At 58.1% G+C, this 24,021-nt stretch carries 17 protein-coding genes and 2 pseudogenes; 11 read left to right on the top strand and 8 right to left on the bottom strand.

Translation table 11 applies throughout. The features are described 5' to 3' along the window. Positions 1–98 precede the first annotated feature (98 nt). The 4 genes from IVA79_RS08605 to gmd all read right to left on the bottom strand — a co-directional run bounded on the left by IVA79_RS08605 (position 99) and on the right by gmd (position 6,524). Entirely contained in the window at positions 99–1,448 is a 1,350-nt protein-coding gene (locus IVA79_RS08605; RefSeq protein WP_247551861.1) for an MFS transporter, read from the bottom strand. A 986-nt stretch (positions 1,449–2,434) separates the two neighbouring features. Then, positions 2,435–4,261: a glutamine--fructose-6-phosphate transaminase (isomerizing) gene (glmS, locus tag IVA79_RS08600; RefSeq protein ID WP_247551859.1), complete on the bottom strand. Its 1,827-nt coding sequence runs from the start codon at positions 4,259–4,261 to the stop codon at positions 2,435–2,437. Positions 4,262–4,483: 222 nt separating this feature from the next. Next, a complete protein-coding gene (locus IVA79_RS08595) occupies positions 4,484–5,458 on the bottom strand; it encodes a GDP-L-fucose synthase (RefSeq protein WP_276577468.1) in 975 nt (324 codons plus the stop codon). After that, positions 5,439–6,524 carry a GDP-mannose 4,6-dehydratase gene (gene gmd / locus IVA79_RS08590; RefSeq protein WP_247551857.1) on the bottom strand — a complete coding sequence of 362 codons (1,086 nt, stop codon included), beginning with the start codon at positions 6,522–6,524 and terminating at the stop codon, positions 5,439–5,441. The genes IVA79_RS08595 and gmd overlap by 20 nt, the downstream gene beginning before the upstream one ends. A gap of 387 nt (positions 6,525–6,911) precedes the next feature. Here gmd and IVA79_RS08585 point away from each other — a divergent pair, with 387 nt between their 5' ends. The 7 genes and pseudogenes from IVA79_RS08585 (at position 6,912) to IVA79_RS08555 (ending at position 16,944) form a co-directional block, all read left to right on the top strand. Further along, positions 6,912–7,166, top strand: coding sequence for a hypothetical protein (locus IVA79_RS08585; RefSeq protein ID WP_247551855.1), 255 nt, complete (start codon positions 6,912–6,914; stop codon positions 7,164–7,166). 4,094 nt (positions 7,167–11,260) lie between these two features. Next, on the top strand, positions 11,261–11,848 hold the full coding sequence (locus IVA79_RS08580) for a hypothetical protein (RefSeq protein WP_247551853.1): 588 nt from the start codon (positions 11,261–11,263) through the stop codon (positions 11,846–11,848). A gap of 579 nt (positions 11,849–12,427) precedes the next feature. Continuing rightward, positions 12,428–13,409, top strand: a pseudogene (gene bioB, locus IVA79_RS08575) (biotin synthase BioB). A 50-nt stretch (positions 13,410–13,459) separates the two neighbouring features. Beyond that, positions 13,460–13,813, top strand: coding sequence for an aspartate 1-decarboxylase (gene panD / locus IVA79_RS08570; protein WP_247551851.1), 354 nt, complete (start codon positions 13,460–13,462; stop codon positions 13,811–13,813). Between the two features lie 85 nt (positions 13,814–13,898). Continuing rightward, a complete protein-coding gene (locus tag IVA79_RS08565; RefSeq protein ID WP_247551849.1) occupies positions 13,899–15,053 on the top strand; it encodes an 8-amino-7-oxononanoate synthase in 1,155 nt (384 codons plus the stop codon). Continuing rightward, positions 15,050–15,682 (top strand): dethiobiotin synthase, encoded by a 633-nt coding sequence (gene bioD / locus IVA79_RS08560; protein WP_247551847.1) that lies wholly within the window; start codon positions 15,050–15,052, stop codon positions 15,680–15,682. The genes IVA79_RS08565 and bioD overlap by 4 nt, the downstream gene beginning before the upstream one ends. Next, the gene (locus IVA79_RS08555) at positions 15,679–16,944 is read left to right on the top strand and encodes an adenosylmethionine--8-amino-7-oxononanoate transaminase (RefSeq protein ID WP_247551845.1); all 1,266 of its coding nucleotides are present in this window, start codon (positions 15,679–15,681) and stop codon (positions 16,942–16,944) included. Before bioD ends, IVA79_RS08555 begins: the two co-directional genes overlap by 4 nt. 548 nt (positions 16,945–17,492) lie before the next feature. Here IVA79_RS08555 and nolL read toward each other — a convergent pair. Both nolL and ectB read right to left on the bottom strand, forming a co-directional pair. After that, complete coding sequence (nolL, locus tag IVA79_RS08550; RefSeq protein WP_247551843.1) at positions 17,493–18,614, bottom strand: nodulation factor fucose acetyltransferase NolL; 1,122 nt, start codon at positions 18,612–18,614, stop codon at positions 17,493–17,495. A 1,065-nt stretch (positions 18,615–19,679) separates the two neighbouring features. Then, on the bottom strand, positions 19,680–20,942 hold the full coding sequence (gene ectB / locus IVA79_RS08545; RefSeq protein WP_247551841.1) for a diaminobutyrate--2-oxoglutarate transaminase: 1,263 nt from the start codon (positions 20,940–20,942) through the stop codon (positions 19,680–19,682). Positions 20,943–21,496: 554 nt separating this feature from the next. Between ectB and IVA79_RS08540 the strand changes: the two genes are divergently transcribed. From IVA79_RS08540 to IVA79_RS36695, 4 genes and pseudogenes are all read left to right on the top strand, one after another. Beyond that, positions 21,497–21,904 (top strand): transposase, encoded by a 408-nt coding sequence (locus tag IVA79_RS08540; RefSeq protein ID WP_247551839.1) that lies wholly within the window; start codon positions 21,497–21,499, stop codon positions 21,902–21,904. Positions 21,905–21,927: 23 nt separating this feature from the next. After that, complete coding sequence (tnpB, locus tag IVA79_RS08535) at positions 21,928–22,119, top strand: IS66 family insertion sequence element accessory protein TnpB (RefSeq protein ID WP_346658160.1); 192 nt, start codon at positions 21,928–21,930, stop codon at positions 22,117–22,119. A 561-nt stretch (positions 22,120–22,680) separates the two neighbouring features. Continuing rightward, positions 22,681–22,962, top strand: a pseudogene (locus tag IVA79_RS36915) (group II intron reverse transcriptase/maturase); the annotation flags it as partial. A 130-nt stretch (positions 22,963–23,092) separates the two neighbouring features. Continuing rightward, positions 23,093–23,428, top strand: a complete 336-nt coding sequence (locus IVA79_RS36695; RefSeq protein ID WP_253075256.1) for a reverse transcriptase domain-containing protein — start codon at positions 23,093–23,095, stop codon at positions 23,426–23,428. Here the strand turns inward: IVA79_RS36695 and IVA79_RS08525 are convergent. Then, entirely contained in the window at positions 23,364–23,630 is a 267-nt protein-coding gene (locus IVA79_RS08525; RefSeq protein ID WP_247551835.1) for a hypothetical protein, read from the bottom strand. The genes IVA79_RS36695 and IVA79_RS08525 overlap by 65 nt on opposite strands. 197 nt (positions 23,631–23,827) lie before the next feature. After that, a partial coding sequence (locus IVA79_RS08520; RefSeq protein WP_247551833.1) for a hypothetical protein occupies positions 23,828–24,021 on the bottom strand: 194 nt, incomplete at its 5' end.

The raw sequence follows: 24,021 nt of genomic DNA, 5'->3' as shown, positions 1-24,021 counted from the left end.
ACCGTGACCCGCAGAGTGGCACGTGGACCACCGCGAGGACCGCCACGCACCCCGTTCAGTTCAGTCTTGGACGTGAAGGTCCCCCCGTGAGCGCGCTGCTAATGCGTGGTAAATTGCGCGCTTACGGCCCGGTTAGACCGCTCGGATCGCGACAGCTTCGCAACTCTCTTGGTGTTTCCTGGATAAATCGTGAGCGCGGCGATAATGCCGAGCAAAGCTGCAAACATCAACCAGAAACCCGGCGAAGCCTTGTCGTCGGTCCGATCGATCAGCCAAGTCGATGCGAGCGGCGTAAAGGTGCCAAAGAGAGCTGCGGCGAGTGCGAAGGCCAAAGAAAAGCAGGTTGTGCGAACGTGCTTCGGCACGATTTCGACCAAAGCGCCCAACATGGCGCCGCTGTAGGTGCCAAAGTAGAACGAGAACATCATCTCCACTACCAGCATCTTGCCAAAGCTTGGGTCGGTCACAAGCCAAGACAACGCCGGATATACAGTCACCAGGGCAAGGCCGGCAATGGTCAGCAAGACCGGCTTCCGACCGATTCTGTCAGAAATCGCGCCGCCAATTGGGTTCCAGATGAAGTTCGTCACGGCGACCAAAAGCGTCACCAAGAGCGTGTTCTGCGAGGACAGCTGCAATACGTGCTTTCCGAAGGTAGGCGTGTACACTGTGACGAAATAGAAGGTCGTGGTCGTCAGCATCGCGATCATCATGCCGAGAATGACAATGCGCCAGTTCGCAACTGTGGAGGCAAAGACCTCGCGGGCCGTTGGGTGGGTCTTCATGACCAGAAACTCCGGAGTTTCCTCCAGCGTCCGGCGCAGGAAGAAGATAAGCGGAACGATCAAGCAGCCAAGGAAGAATGGGATCCGCCAGCCCCAGGCCGCAACCATTTCGGCCGGAAGTGCTTCGCTCAAAAAATACCCGATAAGAGCCGCGACAAAGATCGCAACCTGCTGGCTCGAGGACTGAAACGATGTGTAAAAGCCGCGGTTGCCCGGAGTGGCAATCTCGGAGAGGTAGACGGAAACGCCGCCAACCTCAACGCCGGCAGAAAAGCCCTGCAACAAACGTCCGAACAGCACGATCGCGGGTGCGGCAATGCCGATTGTTGCATAGCCGGGACAAAAGGCGATGATGACGGTGCCAACAGCCATGATCGAAAGCGTGATGATCAGGCCTTGCCGACGGCCAATCTGGTCAATATAGGCTCCAAGCACAATCGCGCCAACCGGTCGCATCAAGGCCCCCAACCAGAACACACCGAAGGTGTTAAGCAGTGAAGCGGTTTCGCTTCCTGATGGAAAGAACGCGTTTCCGATGGCACTGGCGTAGAACCCGAACAAGAAGAAGTCGAACTGCTCGAGGAAGTTGCCGCTCGTCGCACGTAAGATGGCGCCAATGCGCGATTTGGCATTTGACGCATGCGCGATGGACGCTGGTGACATGGCGAGTTTCCTCTCGGTTTGAAATGGCCGGTTCCGGAGAAAATCTCACGCCAGCCGAGTGCAGTTTCATGGCCGCGAATCTGCCATCAGGGCACTATCGACCAACCTGTAAGCGCCTGACGTTTCCGGCATATTTTCGGCAATTGCCGCAAAATCGCACAGTTTTTCGGGCGTTATTCCGCTCGCACGGCAGGAGTGACTCTCAAGCAACTGAAACCTCGGGCAATTCTCGGTGACAAGGTTGTTGTCTGTGGCGTGGCCGAATTCGCTCATTGGGCGCACCGAACATGCAATGAAAAGGAAGGACGAGATGCATGGCATTCGAGCGGCAGGCAAGAGCTCCGTGAGATGTCGTGCTAGACCAGCTCGCGAGCCTGCGATTGGGGCCGAGGTGCGTTAGCATCTCACCCCGACGTCCAGCGATTTGGCCTCGAGTTGCTCAAGTTAACCTGAGGTTTGACGGAAAACGTTTGGTGAGCGTGCTGGCGATCGAGCCCGTCCGATAGCGCCGATTGCCATGCTCGGCAAGTGCTACGTTGTCCTTCGAAGCGAGGCGCGCCTCATACTTCGAGGGCCGCTGCGGTCCCAAATGCGGTCCAAAACCCGCGCTGAGGGGGAGAAACATAGCGGGCCACCTCAGCGATAACGAGCATTCGTTTGGATCAATCGGTCAGGTTCATCTGGCTTCCACGCCGTATGAAAAACCTGGATGTTTGTCACGAATTATGACCAGGTCCAAGCAATCGGAATGCCGTGATAAGCTTTTCGCGACTCCTTGCCTGCCGGAGGCAACGCCACGCCGGCCTCGCAACCTGATTGGCCGTAGATTTGCACATGAGTCTCAGCCTCCGTAAGCAAGGGCTATGAACCGGCACAATCCATGCGGTGGCATCGGGCCAGGAGCCGGGCGGCACATCGTAATTCGATCTGACCGAGGCTTGTGCGCATTCGGTGACCACGACAATGCCAGGTCGCATCACCTTGCCTTATTCGACGGTTACGGATTTCGCGAGATTTCTGGGTTGGTCGACGTCCGTGCCCATCAGGATGGCCGTGTGGTAGGCCAGAAGCTGCACCGGAATCGCATAGACAATCGACGTAAACGTCGTACCCATCTCCGGCAGCACAATCGTCGCGAGTGAATCCATGGATACCTCTGCGGCTCCCCGAGCGTCAGTTATCAAGATAATCTTGCCGCCGCGTGCGGCGACCTCCTGCATGTTCGAGATGGTCTTTTCGAACACCCGGTCGCAGGGAGCAATGACGATTACGGGAACGCTCTCGTCGATCAAGGCGATCGGCCCGTGCTTGAGCTCTCCGGCCGCATAGCCCTCGGCGTGGATATAGGAGATCTCCTTTAGCTTCAGTGCCCCCTCCAGGGCCAGTGGAAACGACGTGCCGCGACCAAGATATAGCACGTCACGCGATTTGGCGATGTCGCGTGCGAGCTTCTCGATCTGCGGCTCGCTGGCAAGCGCCGCTGTAACGAGCCGCGGAATTGCGATCAGCGCTCGCACGAGATCGACCTCGTCGCTCTCCGGCAATTCACCGCGCGCCTTGCCAGCAGCGACAGCAAGCGCCGCCAGGACGACGAGCTGGCATGTGAACGCCTTGGTCGAGGCAACGCCGATTTCAGGTCCGGCGAGTGTCTGCAGCACTGTCCCGCTTTCGCGCGCAATGGTCGAACTCAGTACGTTCACGATCGAGAGGGTATGCAGGCCTTGCGATTTGGCATAGCGGAGCGCGGCCAGCGTATCGGCCGTCTCGCCGGACTGCGAGATGAAGATAGCAAGATCTCCCTTGCGCATCGGCGCCTCACGATAGCGAAATTCGGAGGCGACATCGAGCTCGACCGGAATACGAGCCAGCCGCTCGAACCAGTATTTGCCGATATGGCCGGCGTAGCCTGCCGTACCGCAAGCCGTGATCGAGATATGTCCGATTTCGTTGAAGTCGAACGGAAGCTCCTGCGGCAGTGCCACGCTCTGGCTGGCGACATCGACATAATGCGCCAGCGTCTGCCCGATCACCTCTGGCTGTTCGTGGATTTCCTTCGCCATGAAGTGGCGGTAGTTTGCTTTGTCGACGACAACCGACGACGCGGCAGATTTCATCACCTGCCGGCGGACAACTGTGCCTTGTGCGTCGTAGACCACGCTGAAGTTGCGGTTGAGCACAGCCCAATCGCCGTCCTCAAGGTAGGTGATCAAGCCGGTAAGGTGCGCGAGCGCGATAGCATCCGATCCGAGATACATTTCGCCTTCGCCATGCCCGATCGCGAGTGGTGAGCCCTTGCGCGCACCGATCATGAGGTCGTGTTGACCCTTGAACAGGATTGCAAGCGCAAACGCGCCGACTAGCCGCGGTAGCGACGCTTTTACTGCCTCCTGCGGCGAGCAGCCATCTTTCAGATAAAAGTCAATGAGGTGCGGCACCACCTCGGTGTCTGTTTCAGAGGCGAAACAGGCGCCATGCTGTTTTAGCTCCGCTCGCAGCTCGCGGAAATTCTCGATTATGCCGTTATGGACGACTGCAACATTGTCCGTTGCATGCGGATGAGCATTGTGCTCCGTCGGCTTGCCATGAGTAGCCCAGCGCGTGTGCCCAATCCCGATATGGCCTGAGAGCGGATGGCAGCGAACGCGTGTCTCAAGGTTCCTCAGCTTGCCCTCGGCGCGTCGAAGCTCGATATGGTTTCCTTTGAGCGTCCCGATGCCCGCTGAGTCATAGCCGCGATATTCCAGTCGCTTCAGTGAATCGATGAGACGATCCGCGACAGGACCGCGCCCCAAGATGCCGACAATTCCGCACATTTAATCAGTTTACCTCAAGTTCAAAACAGAGCGTCCCGCAAGGCGCGCCTGACCAATTCGCTCGCTATAGTTATCGGCCAGTCTAGCCGTGCCTGCCCTTCATCGGGCACGCGGCGCCCGGAGGTGCGCGAGCTCCAAGCAACACGTGGAGCCCTGTCGAATTCGCCGGAAGATCCTAAAGCAACTTTCTGGCAATCGCCCAATGAGCGCCGTCAGCAGTTATCAGCTGCATGAGTCTCTCGTTTTGTCCGATGTACTCGATACCGCCAAGAAGGCCTGGTAGGTCTGCCGCATTCCATCTGCAAGCCATGTCCTCGCGCGCCAGCCGAGGCTTGCGAGACGGCTAACGTCGAGCAGCTTGCGCGGCGTGCCGTCGGGGCGCGAGGTGTCGAAGGCGATCTCACCGTTGTAGCCGACGACCTCGGCGACCACGCGGGCGAACTCGGCGATGGTGATGTCCTCGCCGGTGCCGATATTGATCGGATCCGCGCTCGAATAGCTTTTCATCAGGTGGACGCAGGCATCCGCCATGTCGTCGACGTAGAGGAACTCGCGCCGCGGCGTGCCGGTGCCCCACACGGCGACGCTCCTTGCGCCCGCGACCTTCGCCTCGTGGAAGCGGCGGATCAGCGCGGCAACGACATGGCTCAGTTCGGGATGATAATTGTCGCCGGGACCATAGAGATTAGTTGGCATCACGCTGATGAAGTCGCTACCGTACTGGCTGCGATAGGCCTCGGCCATCTTGATGCCGGCGATTTTTGCAATGGCATAAGGCTCGTTGGTCGGCTCCAGCGGGCCGGTCAGTACGGAATCCTCGCGCAGCGGCTGGGCGGCCTGCTTCGGATAGATGCAGGACGAGCCCAAAAACATCAGCTTCTCGGCGCCATTTTTATGCGCGGCCTGGATCACGTTCGCGGCGATCGCGATGTTGTCGTAGATGAACTCGGCACGCAGCGTGTCGTTTGCGACGATGCCGCCGACTTTAGCGGCGGCGAGGAAGATCACTTGCGGCCGCGTTTTCGCGAACCAGTCGAACACGGCGGCCTGGCTGCAGAGATCGACCTCGCGCCTGTCGACCGTGACGAGTTGCACGTCCTCCCGCGCGAGCCGGCGCATCAGCGCGCTGCCGACCATGCCGCGATGACCTGCGACGTAGACGCTTTTGCCCTTCAGCTCAAACGGTGCGTTTGCCATGGGCCGCCTCCCGTTTTGCTTCCGCCAGATCGCTTGCCATCATCTCCTCGACGAGCTGGACAAAGGTGCGCTTCGGCTTCCAGCCGAGCACCTGTTGCGCCTTGCTGGCGTCGCCGACGAGGAGATCGACTTCGGTCGGACGGAAGTAGCTCGGATCGATCCGCACCACGGTCTTGCCGCTCTTGGCATCGACGCCCGTCTCGTCGACGCCCTCGCCGCGCCATTCGATGCGGCGGCCAACTTGCGCAAAGGACAGCTCGACCATCTCGCGCACCGAGCGCGTCTCACCGGTCGCCAGCACGAAATCGTCGGCCTTGTCCGCCTGGAGGATCTTATGCATGCCCTCGACATAATCCCTGGCATGGCCCCAGTCGCGCTTGGCCGAGAGATTGCCGAGATAGAGCGTCTGTTCGAGCCCGACCTCGATACGCGCGACGCCGCGCGTGATCTTGCGGGTGACGAAGGTCTCGCCGCGGATCGGGCTCTCGTGATTGAAGAGAATGCCGTTGGATGCGAACATGCCATAGGCTTCGCGGTAGTTCACCGTGATCCAGTAGCCGTAGAGCTTCGCGACGCCATAGGGCGAGCGCGGATAGAACGGCGTGGTCTCCTTCTGCGGGGTCTCCTGCACGAGGCCATAGAGCTCGGAGGTCGAGGCCTGGTAGAACCGCGTCTCCTTCTCCATGCCGAGGATGCGGATCGCCTCGAGCAGCCGCAGTACGCCGATCCCATCGGCATTGGCGGTGTATTCGGGGCTCTCGAAACTGACGGCGACGTGGCTCTGGGCTGCGAGATTGTAGATCTCGGTCGGCCGGATCTGCTGCACCAGGCGGATCAGATTGGTCGAGTCCGTCATGTCGCCGTAGTGCATCAGGAACGGCACGTCCCCGAGATGCGGGTCCTGGTAGAGATGGTCGACCCGCGCAGTGTTGAACGAGGACGAGCGCCGCTTGATGCCGTGCACGACATACCCGAGCGACAGCAGATGTTCGGCGAGATAGGCGCCGTCCTGTCCAGTCACGCCGGTGATTAGCGCGACCCGCCGCTTGCTCTCTTGGTTTGACAAATCGTTGCTCTGCGCAGGCTAATGTCGGTCCCCGATCGACGACGTCGATCGCGTCTGGCCTCTTCGAATGCGGAAGCGTCGCGCTCTCGAACTGCCGAGTTCTGGACTCTGTATAGGCATTGCATCAATCGCTCAACTGTACGGAGGTAACCTTCCACATCGAAAGGGTTTTGAAGGGCTATACGAAAGTTTGTAGTCCGGAAGATTTCGTTCGGCCCGTCAGGCGTTTCTCTATTGCGCGGGTGCGACTAATGAAATTGTGGCGCCGATGGGAGGTAAGCAGACCAGTTTGGCCGAGAAGCGTTCCACAGTCCCTGCGTGGTGAACTCGCGCGTTGAGCCAGCGAGTTTCCCTCATTTCGTATCCTCGCCTAAGAGTTTTCCAGTCTTGCTGTCCATCCAGTACAACCACAAGCAAGCCGGGCACAAAGCATTGAAATTCGTTCTCTGTCGCGCACTACTTATGATCACCGATCCATTTCTGAACAATCAAGTTGGTGATCTGGCAAACAAAAGTGAAGGCGCGCATATTAACTCTGTGCTGTTTGAGTTCACAGAAAAGCGCTGCATGAATGAGGCCAGTGCTATATGGGACCTCAAGGGATTTATCGCGACGATCAGTGTGCCCTGCGCCCCCGAATGACGAATTCAGTAGCGAAAAGCATCTGGCGGTTCATTGCCACGCGAGTGGTCACGGAATCAACAACAATGGTGCGCCTAGCGCGCGGACGAGGTGAGTGCTCGGTTCGGCGACCGTTCGGCCGGGGGTGTTTTCCGCGCTCGCAAGCATGTCTTTGGGCCGGCCGTAGTATGACTAGGCAAAGCCCGCATGTGCGTGAATAGGCCGCCTTGAGCACGTGCCGCTGCCATTGAAACTGGCGGTTTGCTGGCCCCGAGCGCCCCTTCTCTTATGGATGCCCGCGCAAAGTCCCGGTTCTTGAGCAAGCATTCTGCGGACAGCAGCCTGAGCTGACGGATCAACTGCGTTCTACCTCAATTATCACATTTGATTTGCCGCCCCTCGGCAGAAAGAATTCGGATGAGCTGCTCGTGGAGAGGTCGACCCGGGCCTTTAAACCACGTGCCACCCGCTCGCATGCGCCGAAAGCAGCGTAAGCTTTAGAGGCGCGCCCTCGAAATGGATCGCCGGCTTATCGGCTTCGAACGCGGTGTTGCCTTCAATCAAGGTGCCGAGATCAATCTTCAGTCCCTCGCGGGTATAAACTTCCCCATCATTTCTGATCCAAGGCGCTCACATGAGCTTCTCAATACTCGTTCATCAGGTCTTGATGGGCCTCATTGCCTGGATCGGCGTTCGGCCCTGGGGCAATCGTCAGGCCTGCACGTCGCGCAGATCCAGCTCGCGGATCTATCGGCAGCTCTCTTGCTCCCGCGATGAGCGCTGCCCATGCCTAGCAATTGCGCGCGCTCGTCTCGGATTACTGTTGGTCATCTAATCTGCTTTCCTTCAACGACGGTGCGTCCGTCCGACCATGGCATGACGTGCATTCGGGAATGGTGATAAGCGCACCATGATGACAGCTTTTGGCGAGGTCCCATCACAACGGGTTCGCCGCACATATATGCCGTTCCAGGATCGCCATTCTTGAAGCCAACAATGGCCCGGCATTGGCCCTCACAGTGATCGACGAGCAAGACTCTGTTGGATCCATCGGGTCCTCTCACAGGTCCGCTCCGGGATAGCGCATCAATCTCGCTGCGGCTGGTTGGGCACTCAGTGCCCGCAAACGTATTTCGAAGCCTCCAAGGCTGGATTGGTCCTTCTTACATGTGGGCGATCTTGTCTTCATACAGGCCGGCGATCTGCGTGGACAGGACAGAAACCGCGTTCTTCGCAGTGAGCGCGATCCTCAGCCGCTTTGGCAGAAAATGTCTCATCGCAAAGCGACCGGCCTGCTCCGCTTTAGCACAGGAATTCGGAAGTGACCGAACATTGGTGCTCCCTAGCTGTGCATTCTACAATCTGACGCTACGTACGATTCAATCCCCCTGCGGGCTTATCGCGTGAATATGTCGAAACCGTCTTCGTTCGCCAGGAGCCAGCCGCATGACGAGGAGGGCGGGAGGCGCTTCACCAAGGCAGTTGGCTTTCTGTATTCGTCGTCTGCGGAACGCGCAGCTCGGGTCCACTCGAGTGTGCGCGCATAGCTACGCCCAGCTGTGAGGCTGCTCGTCGCCGGCCACGAGTGATCAAGCGAATCAGTCAAGCTTACTTGAATGTGTGGATAGGAGCTGCCTCGGCACCGGAATCAATCGTCCATGGCTGAATGCTCTCTCGAGTCTGTGCGAATTGGTTTTGTCAATCCAGCCGAGCTCTCCCGCTGTCACCATCATAATAGGGCTGCTTCCCGGGAGTTGTCGGTGCCGTGGCGGCTGAGCAGAATAGGAAACGAGATCAATCGGCAGCGCGTTAATCTGGTCAATGAGCCAAACTCCCGTCAAGACACCTCACAGTGACTTCGCCGTTCTAGATAACTTTGAACTATGGACTTCGAAAGGCGCCGTCAGGTGCAGGCCACGCCGGGTTGATCATCGCGCGTTCGATACTTGTGGGAAGATCTGCCGGGCGTCACGTTGGAAGCCCGCGCCTAAGCGGTACTCAGCCCTGGTCCCGTTGAGAGCGTCGCGGCTCGTGTCCAGATTGGCGCGTTTGCTACAATCGTTGTTGGTATCAAAGAGCTGCTATGCCGACTACTCCAGGTCGGCCAGGGGACAGACGGCGTTTTGAAGGCAATCAAGTGGCTGTTGGAACGAGCGGCGCAGTTGGCCATGCTCTCTGATGGACGGGCGGGGCCTTGTAGCGGCGCCGATCGGCGTTCCTCCCATTCATCTTGAGGCGCGAGCGATTATTAGGCCGGCATTCTCCAGCACATCCAAAATCCTGTCAGCAACCGCCCGCGGATCTCGCTGGTCCTCTTTGCTCACGTTACAGGCCAAGGTAGCTGCGATGATCGCGTGCGCTGCTTTGCGCTGCAGGCAATCGTACTCGGCATATTCACCGCAAGTATTGCAGTTGATCACTGGTCGGCCGCTCCAGGGATCGTGCATTGCGATCTCGCACCAGTTATCTGTGTGACATTTCGGACAGGGCATAGATCGAGAGTTCCTTGTGGTCTGACCTCGCGCGCTCCATGGCCGTCTATTGAACGACTGCTTGGTAGCCACAGCTGCAGAAGTCATTGCTACTCCGGAGGCCGTGTTGCCCGTCTTTGGATACGAAAAACATGATGGAGGCGGCGGCGGAGTCAATCCAGGCACCCGAAGGGGGCTCCGGCATGAGCGACCAGTCGACGGATCTGTGGCGAGAATGCTGGCAACCGTGTATGCCTACAGCTACCTGTTTCGGCGTGAGCAAGCTATTGCAGGTTCGCCGCGGCCGCATCACGGCTATGTAAGATGAGTATGGCCTCCAACTTCCATTCCACTCTGAGCTGCGAGGCCCCGATCTCCGGACCGCGACCTCTGCGTGAGCAATCTATCAAATCGGGCAATCGCCACGCGACGATGCTGCTGCGATCTTAGAATCCGGTTCTCCTGCAGCCTGGCTTCATCGCCCCACGTTGCAATGATTCGCCGAGGCGGCCTCACTGCGGCGTCCGGGACAACGCGGGCGTTCTGCAATCTTGGCTCGCCAAATGACACACTCGAAATTGTGTCGCCCGGAAGCTGTTGTACGGTCAAGCACGCTCGCCAGCTGTAAGAAGACCCTACAATCTGACGCTACGTACGATTCAAGCCCTAAATGTCGAGAGTCGCGCATTTCGCGCCCCTCGCCGCGCTTGCTGCGAGCGGCTTGTCGCATCCCAGACATCAACAGAGCGGTCGGCAGATAACGGCAAATGAGGTGCTTTTGCGAAAGCCAACCTACGGGATCTTACGTAGGGCATGTGTCGCATTTCCTTGATCTAAACATTGCATCGTCTTCCGCATGAAGCAAAAAAACCTGTTCTCAGACGCCAAACATTGGCGAAGCCGTGCTGAAGCGACCCGAAGAAAAGCGGAGTCGCTCGAGGACGACACATCCAGATGCAGGCTCATCAAGGTCGCTGAGGAATATGATAAGCTGGCTCGCCTCGCGGAGGGGCGGCAAAGAAATGAGGTTGACGGGCAGTTCTGATCGACCGGGCGGACGGTTGCACCGATCGTTAATGCTTGTGACCCCGGCGCGGGGTGTTTCTCCGTTGGAGCTCACAGCCCACTAGGGCTGAACTGCGAAACTGCATCATGCGGTAAGGCCAATGAGCGAGGCTGCTGAACGAGTGCGGACCGCGCGTGCGAGCCTGTGACCATGAATCCATTCTGAGTCACGGTGGCCGGCCACATAGATGACGCATTGACGGTGTCTCAGGCGGCAAGCCGGCTAACCGCTAGACATGAAGGAATGAGATGAAAGTCCACCGCCTGCGACGTTTGTTTGGGTGACAAAGTGCCGGTTCGCCGGATCATGCCACGCGAATTAGCTTCCGCCGCCATTAAGCGTTTCAGTCGAATTCTGGCATCTTGCACCAAGCACGGCGAACTCAACGCCATACGTTGCGGATTTGTTCAGGCGACGAGGCGAGCAGAAGCTCCTGCTGGCACGGCTTGCCAAGACAAGCCATCGTAGATGTCTGCGCAGATTGTCTGCATGAGGCCAAGTTCGCAACGAACGCGGCGAATGACGAGAAAGTTTAAGAGAGCTCAGATGTGGAAAGATAAACCCAAGAGAACTCCCCGGTGAACGATGCGGGCAGAACCGATGTTCTTCATCCAAGTAAGTCGGTGCAGATGATCAGCGGCAGTTGGGGCCGCCCATGCCAGGGTACCAGCCGTTCGATGTACGAGTCGGACAACACGGCTGGTGCCGGATGCAACTCTATCGGCCAAAACGAAGAAGGAGGACGCATGAGGAAGCAAAGTGTAGAAAGACTCGAAGCGGGGCGCGTCCGCGATGGCCGATTCGCCACCGCACCGGGGTCTGGTCCTTCCGGTCTCTTCTTCGTGCAGGGGCCTTGTGGCTGCCAACTCAAGATCGTCGGCTTCGTCCGTCCGGGATGGGAGCATGTCTCTGTGTCGACGCCACGGCGATCTCCAAACTGGGAGGAGATGTGCTTCGCCAAAGATATGTTTTGGGATGAAGAGGAATGCGTGATGCAGCTGCATCCTCCTCATTCGCAGTATGTGAACAATAGTCGCTACTGCCTGCATCTCTGGAGGCCGACCCGTCAGGTCATTCCGATGCCTCCGGCAGCTTTCGTGGGCATCGTCGGGCTCGGGCCGTCTGAAGCGGCAATTCTGTTTGCGCAGATGAGTGCGACGTCTTAGCAGATCTCGCCGCGTCGTGCCAAGTCGGGCGGCGACGACGTGATCGAGAGTCCAGCGGAGTTGCTCACCACAGCCAGGGCGACGAGCGCAGCGGCGAGCAAGCCTAGGTGGCCAAGGGCGCGCCGAGCCGCTACTCTGCGCCCCAGAGCCCAACCCGCTGCGCTTCTGGAGGCGGCGGGAGGTAACGCTCGCAGAGTCGGCTCGTCCGGGCCACCGCTTATTGTACGGAATGTGACGCGCATAACCACACCATCGTGGAATCGGCCAGGTGAGCAGATTCGTGGATCCGTTGTACATGGCGCGCGGCCAAATACATTTGTATCAGGAGAGGCTCCTACGGGGCGCAACTACCGTACGCATCGGCTAGTTACCTGAGTGAGGCGCGTCGAGGAGCGTTGTTGCGCTTGTCTCGGCCTCGCGAGGAAATCCTGCGTGAGGGAGCGGCGATTAGCCTGATAGGAGCGCCATGCCCGCGCAACTCGGCGATATTTCTCGTTCAATACAGGGCAAGAGTGTTGCTTTGCGAAGCTACGCACGACGGTGTCGCCTGTATGATCGACCGAAAATCTTGGGGGTGCTGTGGAAGTCGAAGGCAATAGCGGCCGCAACGGCGCGCCGGTCCGCCGCGACTGGGAACGTGCCGAGGCGGAAGGGGTTTACGCGCAGCCATTTGCCGAGCTCCTATTCCAGGCCCAGACCGTTCATCGCGGCAATTTTGACCCAAACCACGTCGAAACCGCAAGCCTGCTCAGCATCAAGACGGGCGGCTGTCCCGAAGACTGCACCTACTGCGCACAGAGCGTGCTACGACACTGGCCTGAAGGCGACTCGCTTGATGGATCGCGCTGATGTGGTCGCCGCCGCGCAGCGCGCCAAGGCGGCCGGGGCGAATCGCTTCTGCATGGCCGCGGCGTGGCGCAGTCCAAAGGACCGCGATCTCGATAAGATCTGCGACATGATTGCCGCCGTTAAGCGTGTCGGCATGGAGACGTGCGTAACGCTCGGCATGCTCACGCCAAGGCAAGCCGCACGGCTCGCCGACGCCGGCCTCGACTTCTACAATCATAACGTGGACACTTCGCCGGAGTTCTACCGCAGCATCATCACTACGCGGACCTTGCAAGATCGGATCGACACTCTTACGCGCGTGCGCGAGGCGGGGGTCAAAGTCTGCTGCGGCGGCATTATTGGCATGGGTGAGCACGTCGATGACCGTCTTGGCATGCTGGTACTGCTCGCCAATCTTCCCAACCATCCGGAAAGTGTACCGATCAACCTGTGGAACGAGGTGGATGGCGTGCCGGTGAAGGGCACGGCGGAGCGTCCCGATCCGATTGCACTGGTGCGCCTGGTGGCGACCGCGCGGATCATGATGCCCAAGAGCGTCGTACGGTTGGCCGCCGGGCGCCAGTATATGACTGATGAACTCCAAGCCCTATGCTTCTTGGCGGGTGCGAATTCCATCTTTGTCGGCGATGTGTTGCTGACTACCAAAAACCCGCAACTTGACCGTGATGCAAGTTTGTTAGCCCGGCTCGGCATTACGTCTGGACTCGCTTAAGTCATCAGAACAACGGCGTGCTGCTCGCAAGCCATCAGCGTAGGTAAGAAATGCAGATTGTCATGATGAAGGGAAAGATTCATTGCGCCTCGGTAACTGAATCCGACCTGCACTTTGAAGGCTCGATCTCGATTGATCGCGCACTGCTGGACGCGGCCGGTATCCTGATTAACGAACGCGTCGAACTCTACAACCTCGAGACGGGGGCACGCTTTGCAACGTTTGTGACGGAAGCGCCACAAGGGTCCGGCACGGTAGACGTGAACGGTGCGGCGGCGCGACTGGCGATGCCCGGCGATAAGCTAAGTATCGTTGCATACGCCTCACTTGACGAGGCGGATGCAAGAATCTTCAGGCCGCGCATTGTGCTGGTTGATCGACAAAATCGCATCGTGCCGGTTTGAATCCAACAAGCAACCGCCGTAAGACCCTGTCATTGGCGACCAGTTGGGAGTTTTGCGGCCTCCATCCTTGCTCAGCGAGTGAAGAATGAATTCCATCATTGCGGGTAAAGTCGCCAGCTATGCGGCAGGCTTAGATGCGCTTAAAAACGACGACCGCCTGCGGAGTCTCAGGCCGCGCACCGGGATTGACTTTTCATCAAACGATTATCTGGCCCTGGCGAGCGCGCCGCGCATGAAAAAAGCCATCGTCACCGCCCTCGAAGGGGGTACTCCGATCGGAGCCGGCGGATCACGGCTTCTGCGCGGCAACTGCGAGGAGCACGAACGCCTCGAAGCAGCAGCGGCGCGGTTCTTCGGCGCGCAGACTGCGCTCTTCTTCGGCAGTGGTTATGTCGCAAATTTTGCGGTGCTGACAACGTTGCCGCAACGGGACGACCTGCTGGTCCTTGATTCCCTGGTTCACGCCAGCCTTCACGAAGGAGCACGAGCTGGCCGAGCCGCGTTTCGAATCAGCGCCCATAACGACCCCCAGGTTATCGAAAGCGCAATTTGCGACTGGCGTGCCGCGGGCGGAGCGGGGCGGGTCTGGATCGTAGTCGAGAGCCTCTACAGCATGGATGGCGATTTCGCACCGCTTGAAGACCTGCTCGCGATCGCGGACCGGCACGATGCGTTCTTGGTTGTGGACGAAGCTCATGCCACCGGCGTTTACGGCGAGCAGGGGCGAGGGCTCACAGCGGCCTATGAAGGACGCGAAAATCTCCTGGTTATTCATACCTGCGGCAAGGCGCTGGGAGCCGCCGGCGCGCTTGTCACCGCCTCTGGCGTGCTGCGCGACTTCATAATCAATCGCTGTCGCCCGTTTATCTTCGCGACCGCCCCTTCGCCGTTAATGGCGGTAGCCGTACGGGAGGCTCTCTTGATCCTGCAGGAGGAACCGGAGCGCCAACAGCGGCTGGCGAGGCTTGTCGCGTTCACGCATCGGGAGATGGTTGCGCGAGGCGAGAGAAGTCCTTCGAACTCGCAGATCCTGCCCTATATCGTTGGCGAGAATGCCCGCGCCATGAGGCTAGCGTCCGCGCTACAGGCTCGCGGATTTGACATCCGAGGAATCAGACCGCCAACGGTGCCGGCCGGCACGGCCCGTTTACGAATTTCACTGACGCTCAACGTCGGAGAGAATGAGGTGCGTGCGATGCTCGATGCCCTCGCTGAGGAGACGAGGGGCGGATCTCGATGAGTCAGCGGATCGTGGTGACCGGCACAGATACAGGGATCGGCAAAACTGTCTTTTCAGCAGGCCTTGCCCATCTTCTCGGCGCGAATTACTGGAAACCAATTCAGGCCGGTGTTGAAGGAGAGACCGATAGCCAGCAGGTCGCACGACTGAGCGGTCTTCCGGCCGATCGGATCGTTCCGGAGCGTTACCGCCTTAAAACGCCCGCTTCGCCGCATCATGCCGCCGAAATAGATGGAATTCGCATCGACCCCGATTCGCTCGTCCTGCCGCATACCGGGGAGCGACCGCTCGTCATCGAAGGCGCTGGCGGGCTGATGGTGCCGCTGAATTCTAGCGCACTCTACATCGATATCTTCCAGCGGTGGCGACTCCCCGTCGTGCTTTGCGCGCGCACGCAACTCGGGACCATCAATCACTCGCTGCTCTCGATAGAGGCCTTGCGAAAGCGCCAGATCGACATTCTTGGGATCGCATTCATCGGGGAAAGAAATTCTGAAACTGAGAGCGCAATTTGTGACATCGCGCGGGTGCGTTGGTTAGGACGGCTGCCCTGGATTTCTCCTTTGACGGCAGACAGCCTAGGGGATGTCTTCAAAGGCTCGTTCGTTCCCGGCGATTTCAAGCCATGAAGCCAAACAAGAGGTGGCCAATTTGGCATCCATTCACGCAGCATGCTCTTCACCACGAGATGACCAAGGTTGTGCGTGGCGACGGTGCTTATCTCTACACTGCGGATGATCATCGAATCATAGATGCAATCTCATCCTGGTGGGTCGTCACCCATGGCCATTGCCATCCGCAGATCGTGAGCGCGATTCAGGAACAGGCCGGCAAGCTGAACCAAATCATTTTCGCCGGCTACACGCATGATCCGGCCGAGGAGGTCGCTCGGCTCCTTTTGAAACTCACACCCCGAGGCTTGGACCACGTGTTCTACTCGGACAGCGGCTCAGCCAGCGTGGAAGTCGCCTTGAAGATGGCGCTGGGTTATTGGCACAATATAGGCGAACAGCGAACACGCATCGTTGTCATGCAGCACTCCTATCACGGGGACACGTTCGGTGCGATGTCAGTTGGTGCCCGCGGTGTCTTCAACGTGGCGTACGGACCTCTCCTGTTCGACGTGACCTCAATCCCGTTCCCTGCGAGCGGTCGTGAGCAGACGACGCTTGATGCGCTTGAGTCAGCATGTCGGAACGAAAATCCCGCAGCCTTTATTGTCGAGCCTCTGGTGTTAGGGGCAGGCGGAATGCTGATGTACCCAGCTTGGGTGCTAAGAGAGATGAAGCGGATCTGCGAGGCGTCGGACGCCCTGTTCATTGCCGATGAGGTCATGACGGGCTGGGGCCGCACCGGAACAATCTTCGCCTGTGAGCAGGCCAATGTTGTGCCAGACATAGCGTGCTATTCGAAGGGTCTCACGGGAGGGGCGCTGCCGCTCGCGGTAACACTCTGCCGGGCGGAGATTTTCGATGCCCATTATTCAAAAGACCGTACGCGCACATTCTTTCACTCGAGTTCGTACACGGCAAATCCGGTGGCCTGTGCCGCCGCCAAGGCTAACCTGGATCTGTGGAAAGACCAGGAATGTCACCGGCGCATCGCTGCGGTTGCAACCATGCAGGAGCACGCAATTGAAGCATTCCGCGCCCATCCGCGTTTTGCAAACGTTCGCCGTAGCGGCACCATCACAGCACTCGATCTGAAGACGAGAGATACCGGCTATCTCGCAGGCATCGGCCCGAGGCTTCACGCCTTCTTTAAAGACCGTAATCTCTTGCTGCGCCCACTCGGTAAAACGATTTATGTAATGCCGCCATATTGTGTAACGGCAGGTGACCTGGACGAAATATATGCAGGCATCTGTGACGCTGCCGATGCGCTGGCCTGAAGACGCGCGCGCCAGCGCAAGATCAAGGATCCTGAGCTGTCGTCGGCTTCCCGAACGACTTGAGAGAGCCTTGCCAGACCTACGAAATGGACGATTGTGACCTCGCATCTGCAATGTGGGAGCTGCCGGCCGGGCGAGATCGCGGGCTTCGCCGAGCCGGTCCACAGTCTCATCGCGAGTTCGGTTTCAGTCCGACGTCTCAGGTTCAGTACTTCAGTACGGCGCTCGAAGAAGCATCTCGCCAAGTGTGATTGGATTAGGTTCGATCGCCAGATCTGGGTCGAAACCCGGCGGCTAGACGACTGGTGCAGCGAAGCTAATCTCACGACAGTCGATCTTGTTTGGACGGACGCAATGGGCTGAGTTCGCCGGTGGCATACAAACCCTGAGCAATACACGCTTCGATGGGGTTGATCTTATGCCGATCACCGGCTCGACCGGCGGCACGCCGTCGCCGCCGGATCTGGGTTCGAACGCTATTTCGGCGGCGTCACAAGCAGATGCTATCGCCATACCCTGCCGCTACTCAAACAATCAAATGCATACAGCTAGTTAATTGCAGGTTTGGCTTGCGGAAGACCTGAGCGTGGCGGCATTCCAAGGACGAGCTGCGACAGATATGGAACGCCGCGAACAATCGAGCGCACCGTTAGCGCAATCGCAATAATGGCGGCACCGAGCATACCCGCGATGATCAACCGGGTCGTGAGATCCCAAAGTTCTCCGAACTGTACGAAATCCATGAGACGGAACACGGTACCCTGGACCAGGTAGAGCAGCAACGTGGTCTGGCCCAACTCCACAGCGATAAAGCGGGCCATTCGATTTGAACGGCCAACGCTCCAGCATTGCAGCAGGAGTTCGATAGCGACTGTTGAGGCAGCTGCAGAGCCAACAAACATCAGAAGCACGTTTTTGGCCGACCGAAAATCGTGAATTACCCCAAGATTATTGTAGACATAGGTATCCTTGCCCCAAGCTACAAAGCATACGCAGGTCACTATCGAGAGAAATAAAATCAGGAGCGGCTTGTGATGTCGCGATGTACGCGTCCATCGTTCTCTCGATTGAGCAAGCAAGAAGCCGAAGCAGAAGAACGGGTAAGTGAATCTGATCAGGGGTGATATGGAAAATGTCAGAGGTGTGAGTGCTACCAGTATGGCTAAGCCAGATATGACCCACGATTGGTGGTTTAGCCTGGTAGAAATCTTGAGAAGAAGGTAGGAAACAAACGTGGCCCAGATGAACCAGTATGTGCCCGCGAAATCGTCTACAAATTCCAAAAGTCCGCTCGTTAGGCTGGTCGCGCGCCACAATGCCGCCAGCTTAGCTGTCTCCATGAACGTCCACCAAAACAGCATCGGCAGCAAGAGCTGCTTCGCACGGTCGCCGGCGGCTCGAGTGAACGACTTTTGCAGCAGCGATCGAGAAGAAAGATATCCGCTTATCGCCATAAAGAGTGGCATGTGAAACATATAGATCGATTTGTAGTACGGCGAATACCAAAACCCGTCGTCTCGGTAGATGACATACTGAATCAGGTGCCCAACGATCACCAAGACAATGAGCGCACCTTTCGCGAAATCTAAGCTTAGATCTCGATCGTTTGCCTCTGTCGTGCGCGAGCTCGGCGCGATCGTTCCAGTCACGCGTAGCAATGTATCAAACATCTAGATATCTGTTGTTGATGAGCCGGCGGTCCGTTGTCCGCTTCTTCTGCCTCATTTTTGATCCAAACGAAAGGTGATGGCGGGAATTTTTGGAACGGGAATAGTCCGGCCTTGAAGATGGAGCTGGCCGAACGTCTCTGAATGCCTCGCGGAACTTTGTGGCAGAGCAGATATCTAATTTGAGATATTTGTGTAGCAGTACGGGCACGGCATACTACTTGCAGACGCGGTTCTGGGAGGAAGACTGTCGCACTCAGTCTTCCACTCAGCCCGACGCATCTCGGACCCGGCAGATGCGTCGGGCTTCTTCGGTTGGCCCAGCATAGTTGACATTTGGTCCGTCACCTCCGCTTGCCGCCGAGGCGCTCACGCCAAATAGGGGCTTCTGATAGCTGAACTCGGGCACTCGCCCGCACTTCCGCAAATGCTTCGTCCACAGCGCCGGTCACCGGCCAACCAGTAGGTGTAATCTCTCGTCATGGCGTTGCTCTCCTTTGGAATCAGAACCCCGAGCCTACCGGCTCAAGGTGACAACGCCGACCTCTTCAGAAATTCAACAGAACCCGGACATCCCCGCCGCTCGTTCCTTGACGGCTTTCGTCGCAAAGCCGGCCGCCGGAGTGATTATTGCTGCACCTATGCTCTAAACGGCTCAGGCTGGATCGCTGCTGCACAATCTACGGTCCTAAACAAAGTCTGCACCCGTGCGGATGGGCACGTGGCCACCAAGAAGCCATACCACGCCATTCGACTCCCTTCCGCTGCGAGCTCACGTTCGGCAGACCTCAGAGTGGAACTTAGATAACCAGCTCGACCAAAGTCGCTCGCGACTGCGAGGTTCAAAGGTGCTGCTCGCACTCTCGTGCCGTGGACCGAGATAGGCAGCAGGCGTTCTCCACGCATCAGCCGTCTCGGCGGATCACAGATAGCCTTGGCGTTCAGGCTTCACCTTCATGATCATGACCTCAAAACTCGTGACCATTTCGGCGGCAAGCGAGAACACACGCCACTGACTTGTGCGGCGATGCGGTCGCTAGCAACAGTTTCTCTCGTGCGCCTACAAGTTTAGCTTGCTCGGGCTGAATCTAATGTTTCGGTCAATGACTCCTCGAATATGTCTAGGCCTTGTCCCAACGTTTCTTGCTCGATCGTAAGTGCAGGCAAGAACTTTACAACCTGATCGGTCGGTCCGCATCGCTCGATAATCAATCCCTTCTCAAACGCTCTATGTGACGTCGCCTCTGCGATTTCGGTCGTTTTGCAATCGAATCCGCATACCATGCCCCGTCCACGAACAGCAAACCTGTGTCCGTGCTGATGCGCGATAGCATCGAGCCGACGCCGCATAAATGCGCCCAAGCGTCGGACCTGTTGCGAGAACGTCTGGTTGCGCCAATACAGATTCAAAGCCGCTTTGCCAGAGACGAGTGCAAGGTTGTTTCCTCGAAACGTCCCCGTGTGCTCGCCTGGTTCCCATGCGTCAATCGCTTCTTTGATCAGGAGCATCGACAGTGGCAAACCGTACCCACTCAGCGATTTCGACATTACAACAATGTCTGGCGACAACGCAGCGAGCTCGAAACTGAAGAACTCGCCTGTACGGCCACAGCCCATTTGGATATCGTCAACTATGAAAATAGCTCCGACCTCTTTTGCCAAAGCCTGAATTGACTGCAACCATTCCTCGCCGGCGACGTTAATGCCTCCCTCTCCTTGCACGGTTTCGACGAGAATGGCGGCTGGAAGATCAGTGCCACTGCTCTCGTCCATCAATACCTTTCGCACGTAATCCGCCGCACTGTGAGCGGAGCCAAGATACCCATCATAGGGCATGAATGTTGTGCCGGATAAGGGAATGCTGCTGCCTTTGCGGTAAAAGCGGTTACCGCTCGCGGCTATGGCTCCCAAACTTTGGCCGTGATATCCATTCGTGAAAGAAATGATGTTGTGACGTCCTGTGATCTTACGCGAGAGCTTTAGAGCTGCTTCAATAGCGTTAGCTCCCGTAGGGCCCGTAAATTGAAAGCGGTAGGAAAGATTCCGTTCACGAAGGATGACAGAGCTAAAGGTCTCCATGAATTCGACCTTTGCTGGAGTGGCCATGTCCAAGCCGTGGACGACCCCGTCCGACTCCAGATACTCGCTGATTGCCGATTTGATCTCCTGATTGTTGTGGCCATAATTTAGCGCTCCAGCGCCGGACAGAAAGTCAATGACCTTTCGGCCACCCTCTGCGAACATAATGGAGCCGCGCGCCCTGCTGAAGACAGCAGGAAAGGAACGCGAGTACGCGCGCACGTTGGACTCTAGCTTTTCGACTGTCTTCATTCTGTGCGGCTCGTGTCCTCCAACCATGTGGTCGTCTCCTCGACAAGAAAATCTGCCCGACGAATAAGCGCGCGGCCAACATCGTACAGGATTGGCAGACCAAGAGCGCACGGTTCCGGCGCCTCTCGGCGTCCTTTGGGCTATGCGTAGGGCGTCTGAAAATCAGCTCCAACGGCTTACCCGAGAACCAGGCGGAACAAAGCTACTATGTTTAGTAGTCTCGTCCTCATCCAGCGAGGGCCCCGGCTAAGTCGTCCTTCGCGGGCAGATTTGCTTAACCGCGCGCGATTGAAGAATTTGCGCATACTGCGCGGTTAGCTTGGAAACGGGGAAGTATGTGGGCCGAAAAGTTCATCGCGACCAGAAGGCCCGATGCGCTCCCGGCGACGGCGGAGCCCGCCAGCCGGAAGCGTGTGTTGGAGGCTCACGCTCACGGTCCCGGCGAGTAGAAGGGACACGGCCGCCGCAGATCTGGCCCGGCGCGCGGGTTTATCGTAAGCCTCCGAGGGAAGACGCCTTGCGGCGGGCTGGCCTGATGGTTGAGAGCTGCACGTATGGACAGCCATACGATCAGTACGTTGAATCGACTTGAAGTGGTTGATACAGGCCGGCGGCGCCGCTCGTCTGAGGAGGAGAAGGCGTGGATTGTCTTGGAAAGCCTATCCGAGCCGCGCCTGGTTGCGGCGACAGCGCGGCGATACGGCTTATCACGTTCTCTGCTGGTGACCTGGCGAAGAGCCTTCGCAGCGAACCGAACCAAATCCGAGGCTGGGTTTGTCAGGGCATTTATGGCCGAGGTCGGGGCCGTGACGTCGGTGGCGGCCTCATCGGAGAGCGCGACCGCGCATTCGACGAAGCGTCGGATTGAGATCGAGCTGGCTGGCGGACGGCGCGTCATTGTTGATGCGGGCGTCGACGTTGAGGCGCTTCGCCGGATTATCGAGGCTCTGGATCCGCAATGATTCCGGTCCCTACGGGAGTTCGGGTGTGGCTGGCGACGGGCCACACCGACATGCGCAAAGGCTTCGCCTCATTGTCGTTGCAGGTGCAAGAGGTGCTGCGCCGCGATCCGCTGAGTGGTCATTTGTTCTGCTTCCGTGGACGTAGGGGTGATTTGTTGAAAGTGATCTGGCATGGTGTGCTGCAGAGCACGAAGGAGGTGAATGACCGAATTTGATGCGTACAGCTTTATGAGAGATGGGGGACGGCCCTCCTGCATCGGCGTTCCTGGCGCAGATGCAAAACCACGACACTATGGCTTCGCTTAAAAGGCGCGGTCATCAGCAAGTGTTCCAAAAGTCCCGGGTTTACGGGGCAGGTAAGTATCCAGAAGGCGAGCGAAAGCGAATCTTCCGATGACGCGTCGAAAATTACTAAGGCGTCGCCAAAATCAGGGGCGCGCGCCATCCCTGAGATCAATCCGTGAGGCGCCTGGATTACTGCGCGGATGGCGACCGGCGTTTAGGGGACGCGATCTGGATACAGGCTCTTGTAGAGAACTGCAGGAACCAGTCGTTGTGATGCTAAGGGAGAAGTTCAAGCGGCGCACACCGCGAGACGAGAGTACCGAAGCACAACACTGGAGCGGATCGGCTCGTAGTAGTGATGAAGGTGCTGTAATGCAACTGGAGCGAAGGGGCCGAAACAAGTGGGTTGCGCCCATATGCAACTGTGATGAGCAGGAGGACATGTGAGTGTAACCGGACGTAAGCAGTATGATATCAACAAGCAGACAGTGATGAAGGCCTACAAACTGGTCAAAGCCAATGCGGGCGCGGCCGGCGTGGATAAGGTGTCGCCCGAAGCTTTTGAGAAGGACGTGAAGGGCAACTTTTACAAGGTCTGGAATCGAATGTCTTCTGGTAGCTACTTTCCACCTGCCGTTCGGGCTGTCCCCATTCCCAAGAAGAACGGCGGACAACGCATTCTAGGCCTGCCGACAGTAGCAGATCGCGTGGCGCAGACGGTCGTCAAGCTGCAGATTAAACAGGCACTCGAGGAAATCTTCCTTCCCGATTCCTACGGCTACCGGCCCGGAAAATCCGCCCTGGACGCCGTCGGCGTCACCCGGCAACGGTGCTGGAAGATGGACTGGGTTGCTGGAGTTCGACATCAAAGGCCTGTTCGACAATATCAGCCACCAGTTGCTTATGAAGGCGGTCAGGAAGCATGTGCAAGACGAATGGGCTCTGCTCTACATCGAACGCTGGCTAACAGCGCCGATGCAAGACAGAGACGGAGCGATCACCGCTCGCGACCGGGGCACGCCCCAAGGCGGCGTGATCAGTCCCGTCCTTGCCAACTTGTTCTTGCATTATGCGTTCGATATATGGATGGCGCGGAACTTCCCGCAGTCACCGTGGTGTCGATACGCGGACGACGGGCTCGTTCATTGCCGAACCAAGGCTGAAGCGGAAGCCATCAAGGCGGCGCTACAAGCAAGGTTTGAGGAATGCGAACTCGAAATGCATCCGCCACGCGCTTAACATGCGGCCGCAGAAGACGTTCGACCGCCGCGCTGTTGCCTGTCACCTCGATGACTACTTCATCATCCCGGCTGAGCGTCTTGGCGAAGGCGATAAGCGGATCGTGGACGAGATCGACGCGAAGCTGTCGAATTATCGCGCCATCCTCCAATATCGCCACCTGGGCGAAGGACCGGTGGATGTCCATGCCGACGATTCTCATGCTTGGTTCTCCCTTGTTTAGGAGCCAGTGGCTTGCACGACATCTACGGATCCGCGCTCACAGCGCAGCCGGGCAAGTCGTAGGGGCGGCCAAGTAACAACGCGAGCTCGCAGCTCATGGACAAGACGGCCTGCCACCGTTTCGTGCTCCAGACGCCCCTATCCCGGCTTCGACAGACTAACCCCGAAAGATCAGCCTCACCACCGAACTTGAGGCGCCGGCAACATCATGCCCTTTAACAATGCGGCCGAGCGAGCGCTACGCGGCTTTGCGCTGGGAAGAAAGGCATGGTTGCGGATTCCGACGATCGCGCGCATGTATTCCGATCTGATGCCGCGCAGCTTTCCGATCTGATCGCGCGCAGGTGGAGCACCTGATCGTCGTGGCAAGA

The organism is Bradyrhizobium sp. 138, assembly GCF_023074075.1.
Classification (GTDB): domain Bacteria; phylum Pseudomonadota; class Alphaproteobacteria; order Rhizobiales; family Xanthobacteraceae; genus Bradyrhizobium.
Note: the sequence above shows the minus strand (reverse complement) of the source record. Positions and strands in the feature narration are given on the sequence as shown.

What these genes read in the sequence shown, in the direction of transcription:
- IVA79_RS08605 (WP_247551861.1), bottom strand. Translation starts at nt 1,448, where the DNA reads ATGTCACCAGCGTCCATCGCGCATGCGTCAAATGCCAAATCGCGCATT.
- bioD (WP_247551847.1), top strand. Translation starts at nt 15,050, where the DNA reads ATGAGTCAGCGGATCGTGGTGACCGGCACAGATACAGGGATCGGCAAA.
- nolL (WP_247551843.1), bottom strand. Translation starts at nt 18,614, where the DNA reads ATGTTTGATACATTGCTACGCGTGACTGGAACGATCGCGCCGAGCTCG.
- ectB (WP_247551841.1), bottom strand. Translation starts at nt 20,942, where the DNA reads ATGAAGACAGTCGAAAAGCTAGAGTCCAACGTGCGCGCGTACTCGCGT.
- IVA79_RS08565 (WP_247551849.1), top strand. Translation starts at nt 13,899, where the DNA reads ATGAATTCCATCATTGCGGGTAAAGTCGCCAGCTATGCGGCAGGCTTA.
- glmS (WP_247551859.1), bottom strand. Translation starts at nt 4,261, where the DNA reads ATGTGCGGAATTGTCGGCATCTTGGGGCGCGGTCCTGTCGCGGATCGT.
- panD (WP_247551851.1), top strand. Translation starts at nt 13,460, where the DNA reads ATGCAGATTGTCATGATGAAGGGAAAGATTCATTGCGCCTCGGTAACT.
- IVA79_RS08595 (WP_276577468.1), bottom strand. Translation starts at nt 5,458, where the DNA reads ATGGCAAACGCACCGTTTGAGCTGAAGGGCAAAAGCGTCTACGTCGCA.
- IVA79_RS08525 (WP_247551835.1), bottom strand. Translation starts at nt 23,630, where the DNA reads ATGAGAATCGTCGGCATGGACATCCACCGGTCCTTCGCCCAGGTGGCG.
- IVA79_RS08555 (WP_247551845.1), top strand. Translation starts at nt 15,679, where the DNA reads ATGAAGCCAAACAAGAGGTGGCCAATTTGGCATCCATTCACGCAGCAT.
- IVA79_RS08540 (WP_247551839.1), top strand. Translation starts at nt 21,497, where the DNA reads ATGGACAGCCATACGATCAGTACGTTGAATCGACTTGAAGTGGTTGAT.
- IVA79_RS36695 (WP_253075256.1), top strand. Translation starts at nt 23,093, where the DNA reads ATGAAGGCGGTCAGGAAGCATGTGCAAGACGAATGGGCTCTGCTCTAC.